At 35.9% G+C, this 15,178-nt stretch carries 11 protein-coding genes; 2 read left to right on the top strand and 9 right to left on the bottom strand.

Translation table 11 applies throughout. The features are described from left to right. Positions 1-68: 68 nt before the first annotated feature. The 4 genes from ACW0JX_RS05570 to ACW0JX_RS05555 all read right to left on the bottom strand — a co-directional run bounded on the left by ACW0JX_RS05570 (position 69) and on the right by ACW0JX_RS05555 (position 6,145). The gene (locus ACW0JX_RS05570) at positions 69-2,840 is read right to left on the bottom strand and encodes a YhgE/Pip family protein (protein ID WP_459245480.1); all 2,772 of its coding nucleotides are present in this window, start codon (positions 2,838-2,840) and stop codon (positions 69-71) included. Positions 2,841-3,056: 216 nt separating this feature from the next. Further along, positions 3,057-3,629 carry a TetR/AcrR family transcriptional regulator gene (locus tag ACW0JX_RS05565; protein ID WP_000963378.1) on the bottom strand — a complete coding sequence of 191 codons (573 nt, stop codon included), beginning with the start codon at positions 3,627-3,629 and terminating at the stop codon, positions 3,057-3,059. A gap of 213 nt (positions 3,630-3,842) precedes the next feature. Beyond that, positions 3,843-5,741, bottom strand: coding sequence for a M56 family metallopeptidase (locus ACW0JX_RS05560; protein WP_459245479.1), 1,899 nt, complete (start codon positions 5,739-5,741; stop codon positions 3,843-3,845). 2 nt (positions 5,742-5,743) lie between these two features. After that, positions 5,744-6,145 (bottom strand): BlaI/MecI/CopY family transcriptional regulator, encoded by a 402-nt coding sequence (locus ACW0JX_RS05555; RefSeq protein ID WP_000184503.1) that lies wholly within the window; start codon positions 6,143-6,145, stop codon positions 5,744-5,746. Between the two features lie 229 nt (positions 6,146-6,374). On the opposite strand from ACW0JX_RS05555, the gene ACW0JX_RS05550 reads away from it, so the two are divergent. Further along, positions 6,375-7,220 (top strand): hypothetical protein, encoded by an 846-nt coding sequence (locus ACW0JX_RS05550; protein ID WP_053565064.1) that lies wholly within the window; start codon positions 6,375-6,377, stop codon positions 7,218-7,220. Positions 7,221-7,274: 54 nt separating this feature from the next. On the opposite strand, the gene ACW0JX_RS05545 is transcribed toward ACW0JX_RS05550, so the two are convergent. Next, entirely contained in the window at positions 7,275-7,574 is a 300-nt protein-coding gene (locus tag ACW0JX_RS05545) for a hypothetical protein (protein WP_459245478.1), read from the bottom strand. Between the two features lie 131 nt (positions 7,575-7,705). Next, complete coding sequence (locus ACW0JX_RS05540; protein ID WP_459245477.1) at positions 7,706-10,072, bottom strand: DUF6359 domain-containing protein; 2,367 nt, start codon at positions 10,070-10,072, stop codon at positions 7,706-7,708. 241 nt (positions 10,073-10,313) lie between these two features. Between ACW0JX_RS05540 and ACW0JX_RS05535 the strand changes: the two genes are divergently transcribed. Further along, on the top strand, positions 10,314-11,666 hold the full coding sequence (locus tag ACW0JX_RS05535) for a DUF4026 domain-containing protein (RefSeq protein ID WP_459245476.1): 1,353 nt from the start codon (positions 10,314-10,316) through the stop codon (positions 11,664-11,666). A 56-nt stretch (positions 11,667-11,722) separates the two neighbouring features. On the opposite strand, the gene hemY is transcribed toward ACW0JX_RS05535, so the two are convergent. From hemY to hemE, 3 genes are read right to left on the bottom strand one after another with little or no spacing between them, the layout of a single operon-like run. Further along, a complete protein-coding gene (hemY, locus tag ACW0JX_RS05530; protein ID WP_459245475.1) occupies positions 11,723-13,144 on the bottom strand; it encodes a protoporphyrinogen oxidase in 1,422 nt (473 codons plus the stop codon). A 19-nt stretch (positions 13,145-13,163) separates the two neighbouring features. Further along, entirely contained in the window at positions 13,164-14,099 is a 936-nt protein-coding gene (hemH, locus tag ACW0JX_RS05525; protein ID WP_000726775.1) for a ferrochelatase, read from the bottom strand. 14 nt (positions 14,100-14,113) lie between these two features. Beyond that, positions 14,114-15,160, bottom strand: a complete 1,047-nt coding sequence (gene hemE / locus ACW0JX_RS05520) for a uroporphyrinogen decarboxylase (RefSeq protein WP_000252605.1) — start codon at positions 15,158-15,160, stop codon at positions 14,114-14,116. Positions 15,161-15,178: the final 18 nt, after the last annotated feature.

The following is a 15,178-nucleotide window of genomic DNA, read 5'->3' as shown; positions in this document are numbered from 1 at the left end:
ATTTATAGATGAACTAAGGAAAAGATGCCCTCTATTAAAAGAAAAAAGCACCAAAAAGGTGCTTTTTTCTACGCTTCAACCGATTGATTTTCAACCACATTTTTAAATTTTCGTTTGTGCATCAAAGTTAAGGAAACGATCGTTCCAAGTGATAATACAAAGATAAAAATCATGAGTACTCCTATGTTTTGCCACATAAAGTTAAAGTCTCCACTTGATACGACTGCTTTAAATCCTGATACAGAGTATGTCATCGGTAACCAAGCATGAAATGGTTGTAAAAACTTCGGAATCAACTCTAGTGGGAATGTTCCAGCACTTGTTGTAAGCTGCATAATTAATGTTATGATGGCGATAAAACGCCCTGCATCACCGAATGCTGTTACTAAACATTGAATTAATGCGATAAACGCTAAACTTGTAATGATGCTAAAGAGTATGAAGTATGGAATGCTTTGTACTTCTACACCCAATCCGAACAGTAATATGACATCTGCTACTATTGCTTGAATAATACCGACTGATAATAAAACACCGAACTTACTAATAAACCAGCTAAATTCTGATTTTGGAACGCCTACTGTATCACGTAATGGGTATACGATTGATAATAGTAGAGCCCCAACGAATAAACCAAGTGATAAGAAGTACGGTGTAAATCCAGTTCCGTAGTTTGGAACTTCCGCCATTTTCTCCGTCTTCACCTTTACAGGGCTTGCAAACATATCATACGTTTTATCTGTTCCTTTTACTTCACCAGTTTTTTCTGCCCCTTCACCAAGTTTCTCAGCAAGTTCACCTGAACCATCGTTTACTTTCACTAGTCCATCAGTTACTTTTCCTGATCCGTCTGCTAGTTTATTTACGCCGTCGATTAGCTGGGTTGAGCCATTTGATAATGTACCTAAGCCTGTTGTTACTTGACCGGAGCCATCTGCTAATTGATTTACTCCACCTGCCATTTGATTTGCGCCTACAGATAATGTACCTAAACCGCCTGTTACTTGGTTTGATCCATCTGCTAATTGATTTACTCCACCTGCCATTTGGTTTGCTCCTGCAGATAATTGACCTAGGCCGCCTGTTACTTGGCTTGATCCATCTGCTAATTGATTTACACCACCTGCCATTTGATTTGCTCCTGCAGATAATGTGTCTAAGCCTGTTGTTACTTGACCAGAGCCATCTGCTAATTGATTTATCGCATCTATTAATTGACCAGACTCGTTTTTAAATTTATTTGCGCCTTCTTTAGCAGTATTTAACTTCGCACCAAACCCTTGGAATTTTTCAACAAATCCTTTTTGTGCACTGGATAATTGCTCAATACCAGCAGTTAAGGATTGTAATTCCGCTGCATTCGGCAGTTTGCTTTGTCCATCACCTGTTTTTTGATTTATTTCGCTTTTTAATTGTTTTACTTCTTCATTTAATTTATTTGTTCCACCTGCTACTCCGGCAGCTTTTTGCTGAACTGTCGCTGTACTTTTTACAGCACTTGCTATGAATGGTTGTAATTGCTCTTGATATTCTTTTGGTAAACTTTCAATTTGCTTTTGTAAAATTACTACCTCTTGCGCTGCATTTTTTGCATCTCCTGCTGTTGATTGCGTAAGTTCATTTAACTGATTTACATTCGCCCCAGCCGCATCTATTTTCTCATTTACTGTACTCAATATAGAAGGAACTTTCGACTGCATTTCCTCTAAGCCTGCAGCAGACTTTTGTACGTTACTATTTAAATCTTGCAATCCCTTTTGAATTTCTCGAGACCCTTTTTCTAATTGACTTTGCCCTTCAACAAGTTTCCCCATACCATTTGATAGATCAGTTGTTCCTGTTTTTAATTCACCGGATTTACTTACTAATTTGTTCAAACCACCGGTCACTTTCTCAGATCCATCATGCAATTCACCAATTCCTTTTTGCATTTCACCCGTTTTGCTATTTAACGTATTTAAACCGTCTGTTACTTTTCCTGATCCATCTACTAATTTTCCGATACCTGCTTGCATCTCACTTGTTTTACTATTTAACGTATTTAAACCGTTCGTTACTTTTCCTGACCCATCTACTAATTTCCCAATACCTATTTGCATTTCACCTGTTTTGCTATTTAACGTATTTAAACCTGCTGTTACTTTCCCAGATCCATCAAATAGTTTCCCTACACCTGTCTGTATCTCCCCAGATTTCCCTTGAAGTGTATGAAGGCCATCCGTCACTTTACTTGAACCATCATGTAATTCACTTGATCCGTCGTGTAGTTTACTTGCCCCTTCCGCTCCATCTGCTAATCCTTTTGAGACGTCTTTAATAGAATCGAACATTTTCTCTGCATATGTTTTCGTTAACGTGCTTGATACTTCAGTTTTAATCTTTTCAATGGCTGTTCCTCCAATTTGTGAAGATAAGAAGTTTAAACTTTCGTTTGGAATGTACTCTAAGTTTAATGGCTTTGGATTGTCTTTTAGTAACGTTGTTGCGTTACTTGAGAAGTCATCTGGAATGCGCACTAACATGTAATACTTTCTACCTTCCATTCCTTTCTTTGCTTCTTTTTCACTTACGAACTCCCATTTAAAACTTTTATTATCTTTTAAATTATCAACGAGCCCTTTTCCGACCTCAATTGGTTTCCCATCAAATACTGCGCCTTTATCTAAATTGACTACTGCAACTGGTAAGTCATCTAACTGTTTATACGGATCCCAAAAGGCCCACAAAAACATCCCTGCATATAAAATCGGTACGAATAAGACCGCAATAATTGGAATTAATATTTTTTTACTTTTTATAATTTCCGTGAACTCTTTCCGAAGTAACTGATTCCCTTTCATAATTTCTCCCCCTTTTATAAAATGACCAAAATGTTCATATGGTCATTTTTACCCAAACAAAAAGGCTATACTTGTTCATACATATGCCTTATCCCCGAATTTATTACTATGCAACTTTTTCTCATTATGATTATAATTTTTCTATATCCCCCCTTAACTTAAATATATGACCACATTGTTCATTTGGTCATTTTTTATAAAATTAAAAGGATTATCTTAGTTTGACAATCCTTTTAGTAAATAAAGTTCAAATAACTCTGCAATTTTTTCTTTTTCTAGCGGTTCATGATTTTTTTCCCAATCAAAAATAAGCGATACATATAGACGAAGCATAATAAATGCTGTAATTTCTGGATCACATTTGCTAATTTCACCTTTTTCAATCGCAATCTTTAAATACGATTGAATAACAGAAACGATTTCCACATCAACTTGTTGCATAACTTCTTGTACTTCTTTCGTTCCCATATCGCGCTCTTCTTGAATTAATTTAATCATGAGCTGATGTTCTTTTCTAAATTCCAAGATGCTATATAATGCTCTATGTACATTTTCAAAAAATGAAACATCTGAACGAATTGCATTTTCTGCAACTTGCTTCATTTCTGTAATTAAATTAGAAATAATTTCACCAAATAGCTCTTCTTTATTTTTGAAAAAAGTATAAATCGTTCCTTTTCCTACATTCGCTAACTTCGCTACTTGATCCATCGTTGTTGCTTTATAACCGAACGCTGAAAAAGACTTTGTTGCAGCTTCAATAATAGAACGTTTTCGATCTATCGCCACATTGTCACCTCCAAAAATGACCAATTGGATAATATAGTCAATCAGTACATCTTTGATATTACCACACGCTTACATTCTATACAAGTTCTCTTTTTATTATTTCCAGTATAAAAAAATTCCAGTCAGTGTATATCATACTGTCCATAGTTTATCAGAAGAAAAGAGAAAAGGAAAAGGTGTTCTTGAGATATACATCTTAAGAACACCTTTTTATTATTTCAACATAGAAAGCATAACCTTCTCTAGCTCTTCTTTATTTACATTCTTATCAAATACTGCTTCTCCTTGCTTCTCTAAACTATGATTAATAATGACAATTTGATATGCACTATCTTTCCCTTTTGCTGGAACAATCATCTTCATACCTTGTAAATTACTATCCGAGTGATGAGTAGCATAGAATATTTGATTCCCTTCTAGTTCGTACTTTTCTATATTTTCAGGCACTATAAACTGGTGGCTAAATGGGTCTTTGCTTTTCCCAAAAACTTGCGATTGAGAAATTGTATAATTTCCTTTCCTGTTTGTATATTCTAAATTAATAATTAATTCAGGTCTTCTCTTAATAAAATAACTTACATTTTCATTCTTCAGATTGTATCCTTCAATTGTGTACGTCGGCTTCTTAATTTGAAAATCAACATGTTCCTGCGCTTCCTTAACCGTATAATTTAAAGATTCATGCACTTTGTCATCAAATGGTTTTGCTTGATCATAAAGTGCATATAATTTGTCACGATCGGCTTTTGATAAACGCTCTTCTCTAAAAAATGTTGACTCGTAGTCAGAATCTCTCGGAGCCCCTTTTTTCTGTATATTAATAATTTCTTTAGATAATTTTATGTACTGCTGGAATTCATCTTTTGTTAAAGCCTTTTCAGCTAAATATATATAATCTGTCTTTTGTTCATACACTCTTGCTGAATAATGATATTCTTTTTTCGCATGTTCTTCTGTACCATACAGCATATCTACAGCATTTTGGAAAGCATCCTTTGACTGCTCTACTTTATCCTCTTGCTTTTCTTTTCCTTCCGTTGTACGTGCGTTGAATAAAGAAAGGGATGCTATAGCAACTATAGCAATAATCCCAAGTAAAGAAAGACAATACGATTTCTTTTGGAATTTTTTAATCATAATGATTCTCCTTTTTAGTGTTCGTTTATTTCTACTTAAATTTGCTAGGCTTGGTACTTGATAGGAATAGTGTTCTAAGAGGGTAATAATTGTATGACCGTATGCAATTTGCTCCTCTTTATCAATAAAAGTAAGTGCATATGCATCACAGGCTAATTCTTGATCTTCTCGCATACAAAAATAGGCATACCAAAGAATCGGATTGAACCAATTTAATAGGATTAAACTGTACATAATCCAATTTACAGCTACGTCGTTTCTTTTAATATGAGCTAACTCATGGTAAAAGACATATTGTAATTGTTGCTCATTTAATACTTTCATATGTTTTTTTGATAGTAATACTTTTGGGCGGAAGAAACTAAACACAGTTGGACTTGCAATCTTTCCCGCTAGACGTAACGAAACTGCCTTCTTCGTTTTCATAGATTGCTTACAGCGATTAAACACTGTAATGGCCTGTTCATCCGTAATATCCGGTTGTTTCTTTATGTAAGAATATAAACGTCTATTTGTAAGAAACGTGATGGCTGCTAATACGTTTACCCCAGCTAGCCAAACATACAAAGCAATTTTGTATAAAGACAATGTAGTCTGTTGTTCCGAACTCGCGTTTACTTCAGGTTCACTATTTTTTGTCACAGTTTCAGAATTTGATTCCAATTCCACTTTTCGATCGCTTTCTATGTTCACTATATTCTCAGTAGCCGGCATATTTTTTGGAATAACTTCCGATACGCTAGAACTATAAGAAAGTAATGAGTAAATGCTATAAGAGCTATCTGGCGACCACGGTAAAAGGAGTCTTATCATTAATACGATCCACAGCATATATTGCCATCGGGGGGTTAATTTATTTCTAAATAGAACTTTTATACATAAAATAAATCCAACTAATATGCTGGCCATAAGTGACGTTTCTATAAGCCAATCAAAAAAATGAGGAAGGTATACATTTATAAGCGTGTTTATCATTTTTATCGATCCTTCCTCTTATTCTCCTCTGTCTTCTCATCTAAAATGCGTTTCAGTTCATTAATATCTTCTGAAGACAATTTTTCCTCTTTTAAAAAATTAACAAGTAACGGTTTAAACGCTGCACCGCAAAAACGCTTTAGTAAAGATTTCGTTTCCACTTGCAAATAATTATCTTGTGATACTAACGGATAATAAGCATACATTCGCCCTTTATCTTGATGGTAAGAAACGGCTTCCTTTTGTACTAATCGATTAATTAATGTGCGGATTGTTTTCGGTTTCCAGTCCATTGCATCTTCCAGTTCTTCTATAATTTCATTCGCTGTTTGTGGAGAATTCGACCAAAGTACTTTCATAATTTCTAATTCCGCTTCAGATATTTTAGGTAATTGATTTGTCATCGTATGTTTCACTCCTAAGTATTACATTTGTAATCTACAATTAAGATTACAAATGTAATACTTAATTGTCAACCATATTTTAGAAAAATTAATTTCAGCTAAACCTTACTTCACAACAACAAAATTCCTCTTTTTCAAATAATCAAATAAAAAAACAAGAAAATCTTTACAATTAATAGTAATATAGAAAATAGACAAGTTTATCAAAATAGTGGAGGCTTTTTCAGTCATGATGCGTGCGCTTCGTTTAAATATAAAGCAAGCTTTTTGTAATCGTGTTTCTTTAATTATTATGTTCAGTGGATTTGTTCTTATTTGTATTTATCATTATTATTATGTAATTCGTTATTTAGGAGACGCTGCGAATGGACCTATATCGACGGATATTAAATGGATTGGATTTCGTGGTAATGAGATGGATGTTTATTTATTATTAATGCCAGTTATTGCGAGTCTTCCCTTTAGTACAAGTTATAACTCGGATAAGTCCGATGGTTTTAAACCGTTTGTCAGTAAAGAAATTTCTTTATTTTCTTATTCAGTAACGAAATATATCGTTACATTTTTTTGCGGCGGACTTCTTTATACATTTCCATTCATCTTATCATTATTATTTTGCAAATTAACCATTCCAGACGGAGTACCAACGGCTGGTTCAGGCATTATAAATGATAACGGGATGTTCGCAAACTTATATGAAACTTCTCCCATCACTTACATTGCTGTATATATCGGAATTAATTTTTTATTTGCAGGTTTGATGGCTCTTTTAGGACTTGCTGCATCTGCATGGTCCCAAAAGGACTATATGGCGCTTCTATTTCCATTTGCAACTACCTCTATTCCTTACGTCCTGCTAAATACGGTACTCCCTACAATAGGCGGAGCACCTATTCATTTATATGATCCAAGGCAGCCGCTGCATGGCATGTCGCCATATATTTTGACAATACAATGTACCTTCTTCCTCCTCGTTAGCTTAATCATGTATATACAAGGAGTAAAACGTGATAGAAAAAAATATAGAAGAAGGTTGCAAAGAAGAGAGCGGTGTAGAAAGGCGTTTCAAGTATAATAAAACCCTAATTTCCTTACTATATTGGAAATTAGGGTTTTATTTACTATTCACTTACGGTGTACCAGCCAATCCCCATAAAATAACAACCGCTACAAAATAAATCGCTTTAATCGCTACTACTAAACATAATGAAACAATTGCATATTTACTTAATTCTCTTCTTGCACCTATTAAAGTAAAAATAACCGCCAAACTAAATGTTATATAAGAAGCTGTTATATTAATTAAGTTATACGTAATATCTAAATTGCTTGTAAGTCCTGTTATATCAGCTACAAACTGAAGCATGACGATCGTACTAAAAAAAATTGCAAGCTGATTCATTAACTTTCCATTTATTTGTAACTGCATTGTTGTCCTCCTTTAAAAAACTAAATATTCAATTAATTTTATCATTAGATTACAAAAAAAGGAATCATCTCTTTATACTATTCTATAACAATGAAAAAAAAGAACGCTTAGTCACCTAAGCGTTCCTTTCTTTAAGAAGCTTTCTTCAAATCAATTTGAGCAAGTACTGGGTCATGGTCGCTTACACGTCCGTGCTCTTTCATTATGTTTGAGTTTAAGTGCACTGGATCTACAATTGTGTGCGGTGCGATGTTGTTTGTTACTAAAATATGATCTAACACTTGTGCATTTCCTTCATGAATGTAAGTGTAACGATTCTCTTTCGGCACTGTGTTTAACATATCTTTTAAGATTGTTCCCTCTAGTGCTTTTAGTGGTTTAGAGAACTCGAAATCGTTCATATCACCTAACACGACAACTGGTCCATTCGTATTCTTTTTCTGAATTCCTTGCACGAAATGATTTACTTCTTGTGCTAACTGAATTCGTTTGTCTTCACTTTTTAATACGAGCGGCTGCACTTTTCCAAATGGCGTTGCATCTCCTAGTTTTGAGTTTAAGTGATTTGCAACGACAACAATGTTTTGTCCTTGGAACGTAAATTCTGCCGCTAACGGTTTACGGGTACTTTCAAATAATGGATTTTCGTCTCCAATACGAACAACATTTTTATCAAGTAACTTTGGTACCGTCGCTAATTTCACGCGTGATGGATTATAGAAGAAGCCGACGCGAATATTCGCTCCTGGTGCTCCTCCGTCTTGATTATTGTTTGGAGCGATTTCTACATACTCGTACTTCGGTCCACGAATTTCTAGGACTGCATCAATGATACGTTTTGCGCTTAATGACGCATCTGTTGTACCGTCATTAATTGATCCGTTATTATCTTGCATTTCCTCTACACCGATAATATCTGGCATTTTTAAGTTGTATTTAATAGAATACGCTAACGCTTTTACCTTTTCATCTGTTGTTTCTTTTTTATTCGCTGAGAAGTTTTCAATGTTATATGTAGCAACCGTTAACTTATCAAGACGTGGCTGAATATTTGCGCCTACTTGCTTAAATCCACCATCCACTACAGCTGGCAGTTCTGTTATTGGCGAAATACGGAAAGAACCGTAATCATATCCTACTACCCCTGTTATATCTCCAGTGAAAGTATCTCCTACTTTTGCTACATAATCGCGAGGTACTTTTACAGAAAGACGCTCTGGGTTTAATTGATTTTCATCTAATAGAGGTGTCCCATATTGTGTTACTATTTTATCTCCACCATTTTTTACTGTTACATATAAATTCCCGTTTTTCTGAGGTGTAATAATTTTTGGTGTTGGCATCGTAACACGCATACCTTCTATACTTTCATAGAAGTCGATTGCATCTTCATTTGGATCAAATAAACCAAATGCATCATTATCAATAATCTGGTCCGGGATTTTCACACCGTTTTCTCCAAGTACAATCGGTGCTGGTAAAGTTTGATTTTTTGCGATTACAGCAACGCGACTCGCCTTAATTTCTGTCGTCGTTAAGTCTGTTTCAAATCGCTCTGCATATCCTGGTCCAACATATTCTTCTACTACTCCATCAACTTGAATAAGATCCCCTACTGCTACATTCGCATCTTTTTTATATACGTAAATACCTTCTGAAGTAGCTGGATCATTATCCGGCTGATTATCTTCTATATAAAAGCCGTTTTTATCAAGCGCTGTGACAACGCCTTCCACATTGTTTACTTTCTTCCCGTTGTAAGGAGAAATATGTGATTTTCCTTGAATGTCATGAATACGAACTGGTTCATTATTTACGATAATAAATGAAAATGTCGAAATTGCTGAAGAAGTAAGCCCTTCTTTTTCCGCGATTGCTTTCACTACACTATTTTCAGTCATTACAATTTGTCCATTATAACGAACACTTTTATTAGTAGGATTAGAGCCATCTAACGTATAGTAGATTGTTGCCCCTTCTGTATTCGTCGTTAATGTTATCGCTGTTCCTTTAGCAACTTCTCCGCCGTTCGGTGAAGCTACTACATCGCTAACACAGTTTTGTCCTTCACCTTGAAACTTATAAGCTGTTACTGATTTTAGACCTGGGTTACTAAAATATAATTCAAGAGTCCCAGTCAAACTAACTTTCTTCCCGATATTTTCAGGGTGATCTTTTACATTCACTGCCGTTCTCACATCACCTTTTGGCAACTGAACGGGCATGATTTTGTCTGGATTCGTTTCGTTTGGCGAATCTGCAATTGCTACGTTTGTATCATCAAACTTAGCTGGATCCTTCGTATATTTAGAAGAACTTTGCGTATATCCAACAATATATCCTTCCACAATCCCCTTCGTTTTCCCTTGCTGCTTAAATACTTGAATTGCTTTTTCTACTGACATAGAAGCAGTTTCTTCTGCTTGCGCTAAAGTTCCAGTAAATGAAAGCAATAGCAAGAATGATAAAAAGACGCTTAACAATTTCTTCACAGCCATTTTCCTCTCCCTATTTCATATTTTCTCAGCATTTCTATCATAACAAATGATTCGTTATATAGAACTATATTTCGACAAATTTTACAAAAGATTTATTTAATTTACAAGCTTTCAAACTATAATACAAAATAATAATTTTACACCTTCTACAAATGCACTCTATAATGTTAGGGAGAGAAAACAGAAAATATCGACATTTGATTGGCATGTAAAATGGATTCATTTGAATAGGAGTGATTGGATGGAAGTGCAAACAGAAACATACCGCGCAGCTATGAATGGAACATTAGAACGTCATTTTTCAGATATGATTGCTGTTATACCAACTAGAATTACAATTGAGCAGTTAAAACACCGACTAGAAATTATCGCTACTAAAGTTGATGAGTTAAAAATTGTTTATAGTGATGAGACAAGCCTTATTGTTGAATTACATATGGGTGAAACAGTCATACCGTATGAACTGCATATTGATGAGGCGAACGACCCAGAAGAATATAAAATGTACAATAGACAAGATTCTACAATTGTAGATCGTAATTTTGAAGATGTGGCTTTCGGCACTGAAATTTTCACTCGTACGCTATTTGTAGGCGATGTACTGGACTGCTTTTTCCAGCAGTTACAGTTTTTATGGAATCTCGCCCCAGATTTGTTATTTGTAATCGATTCAAGTGCAGCAATGAAAGTGATATCTACAAGCTATATTGAATATCACGTTGAAAATGAATTATTACCTGACATTCCTGACTTGTACGTTATTCATTCTGTTTATGAAGACGATAAAGATGATGAGCCTACGCAATATTGGTTTCATACACATGGTCTTTTAAGAGCAGGCGTAACTGAAATAGAGTTAATTATTCCAAATCGCATTTCTTCCTACTACGGCATTGGCGATCTCTTTCAAACATTTGCTAATAATGCCGTTGAGAATGGACAAGTCCCTATGAATGAACCTATCGTTATCGCGCATAGTCAGCAAGGTTCTATACATACAGTCGCTGTTCCGTGGGAAAAAGGATTATCTTATATAGGGCATAAAACGAGTATGGACCAATTATCTTCAATCGAGGATGAGGAAGTGAAACTACAACCAATAGATGCACAAAATACATTCTTAGGCGGAATGGATGCCCGAGATGAATACCATCAATCTCCATCCGTTCTCTTATTCAAATTTAATACTTCAGAAGAATATATTGAAAGTTTTTTCAAAGAACACGAGGAAGCTACAGGGCTCATGTTCTATAAAACAAATAGTGAAACGGCTCGTATGGCTTACAATGCGAAAAATACTTTCGGGTATTTCAGCAACATTTTTCATATTGAACAATCAAATGAAGATTTTCGTTTCCTTGCTAAGTTTGATGTCTCCTACGAAGAAGGAAAAAGTGAACATATGTGGTTTGAAATGCAAAACATTACGGAAGATTTCATTCAAGGAATACTCATTAATGAACCATATTTTATAAAAGATATGAGTGAAGGAAATAGTTATCATTTAGATTTTGATAACTTAACAGAGTGGGTTATTTATGCAGGAGATGCCGTTATAAAGCCAAATAACTTATATATGTTTATTGGCGAATAAATATTTTATATAATAAACGAAACGCCTTCAATATGATTGAAGGCGTTTCTTATAGTTTATTGTGCGATTAATTCAGCATCTATTACTTTCTCCAAATGAGATAATACACGCTTTGCAGCTTCCTCACCTTGATTAATACAATCTGAAAGTCCAGCACCAGCATAGGAGCTACCTGCCAAATATATACCAGGTAACTCTTTCTCCATAAATGTCGTGAGCTTTTTCATTCGCTCGTTATGACCTACTGTATATTGGGGCATCGCTTCTTTCCAGCGACTTACGATTGTAAACTCTGGATCCTCTGTAATATCCATCGTCTTTCTTAAATCTTCTAGTACAAGCTGAACGAGTTCTTCTTCAGTTTGTTCTACAACCGCTTCATCACCAGCACGTCCAACGTAACAGCGAAGGAGTGTTTTTCCTTCTGGCGTTGTATGTGGCCATTTTTTATGCGTCCACGTACATGCTGTAATAGTGTAATCGCTATTTCGTGATACGACAAATCCTGTACCATTAATATCGCGCTGGATTGCGGACTTTTGGAAAGCAAGTGCGACATTCGCAACGGATGTGGATGGAATATTACGGAAGAAACGAAACTGCTTGTACTGAGCAAACATGGACGGCAATACTTTATGCGAAGTTGCCACTACGATGGCGTCCGCTTCTATTTCTTTTCCGTTACTAAGAGTAATCGTATAACCATCACCCTGTTTTGCAATTTTTTCAATGCGAGTTCCCTTTATTATCGTACCTTCATGCATCTTTGCTTCGAGAGATTTTACGATAGATTCTAAACCTGTTTTCACTGTTTGGAACATTCCCTTTTTCGGTTCAGCTTTCTCTTCTTTCGGAGCGAGCGTACGCATACCGAGTGAAATACTGCGATGTTTCTGCTCAATTTGATACATTTGCGGGAATGTTGACATTAAGCTCATTTCATCAATATCCCCTGCATAAATACCCGATAGTAACGGTTCTATTAAGTTTTCAACCACTTCATTTCCAAGACGATGTCTGAAAAATTGTCCGAGTGATTGGTCAGATACTGGCTTTGACCTCGGCATTAATAAATCAAAGCCAGCTCTTAGTTTACCAATTGGGGAGAACAGCCCGGAAAATAGAAACGGCGTAATTTGCGTTGGAATTCCCATCATTGATCCATTCGGCATTTTATGTAACCGATTGTTTACGAGGATAAATGATTGACCGGCTTGATTATTTACAACTTCATCGCCGAGACCTAATTCTTTCACTAATCTAGCTGCACTTTCTTTTCGTGCTAAGAAAGAATCCGGTCCGCGCTCAATTGTAAATCCATCTTTTCGAACGGTTTGAATTTTTCCGCCAAGTTTACCCGATGCTTCTATAAGTAATGTATCAATCGGCAAGTTTTTTTCATGAATATTTTTTTGTAAGTTATACATTGCTGTTAATCCAGTGATGCCTCCGCCGACGATCACAACTTTTTTCCTCAAGCAGGCTCCCCCTTTCTTCTTACAGTACAGATTCTTTTTTCTTTAATACAACATCTGTTAAACAATCAATAAATGCGTCCGATGCATTTGGCATTTCTGGACGATAATATTTCGCACCAATTTCATCCGTTACAACTTTACACTCAAAGTCGTTGTCATATAAAACTTCTAAATGTTCCGCAACAAATCCAACTGGTGCATATACGAATGAAGTATAACCGTGCTTTTCATTTAGTTCTCTCGTTAAATCTTGTACATCTGGACCAATCCAAGGATCTGGTGTGTTTCCTGCACTTTGCCAGCCTACTGCATAGTTTGCTACTTCAGCTCCGCGCGCGATATAGTCCGCTGTTTCATTTAATTGATCTGGATATGGATCGCCCATTGCAATAATTTTCTCTGGTAAACTATGTGCAGATACGATTAATACTGCTTTTTCACGCTCTGCATCTGACATACCGTTATATATACCCTTCACTGCATCAACCCAGTACTGGATGAATTTCGGCTCTTTATACCAGCTATCAATGCCGTGAATTGTTAAGTTTCCAAGTTTCTCAGCTTCTTCTTGTGCTCGTCCAACGTATGATTTCACGCTAAACGTAGAATAGTGAGGTGCAAGAACAAGTGCGATTGCATCTTGTATTCCGTCGTTATGCATATCTTTCACCGCATCTTCAATAAACGGTTCAATATGTTTTAAGCCAAGGTACATATGGTACTCTACTTCATCTTGTACTTCATTTAAACGCTTCTCTAACTTCTTAGCTTGCTCTAATGTAATAGTAGCTAAAGGAGAAATACCACCAATTGCACGGTAACGCTCTGTTAAATCTTCCAGCATTTCAGGACTTGGCTTTCTTCCTCTGCGAATATGTGTATAGTAACGTTCAATATCTTCTTCTTTATATGGCGTTCCGTATGCCATTACAAGCAAACCAATTTTCTTTTTCATACAGCAATTCTCCTTTACTTCGCTAACTGCCCTTTAGAGTATTCATGAATAAATGTAGTTAAACGTTTTAATGTATCTGGATTTACTTCTGGGAATACACCGTGACCTAAGTTAAAGATATAACCCGGCTGTTTCATCCCTTGATCTAAAATACCTTTTACATGTTCTTCAATAACAGACCATGGTGCAAGTAAGAATGAAGGGTCCATATTACCTTGTACCGCCTTATGAACGCCACGTGCACGTGCTTCTTCAATCGGTAAGCGCCAGTCTAAGCCGACTACATCAAGCGGTAAGTCGTGCCACTCATTCACTAAGTGTGCAGCTCCTACGCCGTGCATAATCATCGGTACACCCATCTTACGAACTTCTGCAAAAATACGCTCCATTGCTGGTTTAATAAATACGCGATAATCTGCTACATTTACTGTTCCAACCCAAGAATCGAAAATTTGAACTGCTTTTGCTCCTGCGTTAATTTGCGCTTTTAAATATGTAATAACCATATCTGCTAGTTTATCCATTAAAGCGAACCAAGCTTTTGGCTCTGCATACATGAACGCTTTCGTATTATGGTAGTTACGAGATGGACCGCCTTCAATCATATAGCTCGCTAATGTAAATGGAGCTCCTGAAAAACCGATTAACGGTACGTCTAACATTTCTGTCGTTAATAAACGAATTGTATCTAGTATGTACGGTACGTCATCTTCTGGATTGATTTCCCCTAGTTTTTCTACGTCTTGTAAAGAACGGATTGGATTATCGATAACTGGGCCAATACCTGATTTAATTTCTACGTCCACACCAATTGCAGGTAGTGGTGACATAATATCTTTATAAAGAATTGCTGCGTCTACGTTATATTGATCAACCGGCAATTTTGTAACGTAAGCACATAACTCTGGATTGTGTGTAATTTCAAATAAAGAATACTTTTCTTTAATCTTTCTATATTCCGGCTGTGAACGACCTGCTTGACGCATATACCATGCTGGTACATAATCGGTACGTTCCCCCCTACATGCTTTTAAAAATGTCTCATTTATAGTTCTTACCAAGACCGTTGCTCCCTTCCT

The sequence above is a fragment of the Bacillus sp. C-3-6 genome (assembly GCF_054509685.1).
Note: the sequence above shows the minus strand (reverse complement) of the source record. Positions and strands in the feature narration are given on the sequence as shown.

Excerpts from the sequence above, each read along its gene's own strand:
- ACW0JX_RS05560 (WP_459245479.1), bottom strand. The coding sequence starts at position 5,741 with ATGATAAACACGCTTATAAATGTATACCTTCCTCATTTTTTTGATTGG.
- hemH (WP_000726775.1), bottom strand. The coding sequence starts at position 14,099 with ATGAAAAAGAAAATTGGTTTGCTTGTAATGGCATACGGAACGCCATAT.
- ACW0JX_RS05550 (WP_053565064.1), top strand. The coding sequence starts at position 6,375 with ATGATGCGTGCGCTTCGTTTAAATATAAAGCAAGCTTTTTGTAATCGT.
- ACW0JX_RS05570 (WP_459245480.1), bottom strand. The coding sequence starts at position 2,840 with ATGAAAGGGAATCAGTTACTTCGGAAAGAGTTCACGGAAATTATAAAA.
- ACW0JX_RS05555 (WP_000184503.1), bottom strand. The coding sequence starts at position 6,145 with ATGACAAATCAATTACCTAAAATATCTGAAGCGGAATTAGAAATTATG.
- ACW0JX_RS05535 (WP_459245476.1), top strand. The coding sequence starts at position 10,314 with ATGGAAGTGCAAACAGAAACATACCGCGCAGCTATGAATGGAACATTA.
- ACW0JX_RS05540 (WP_459245477.1), bottom strand. The coding sequence starts at position 10,072 with ATGGCTGTGAAGAAATTGTTAAGCGTCTTTTTATCATTCTTGCTATTG.
- ACW0JX_RS05545 (WP_459245478.1), bottom strand. The coding sequence starts at position 7,574 with ATGCAGTTACAAATAAATGGAAAGTTAATGAATCAGCTTGCAATTTTT.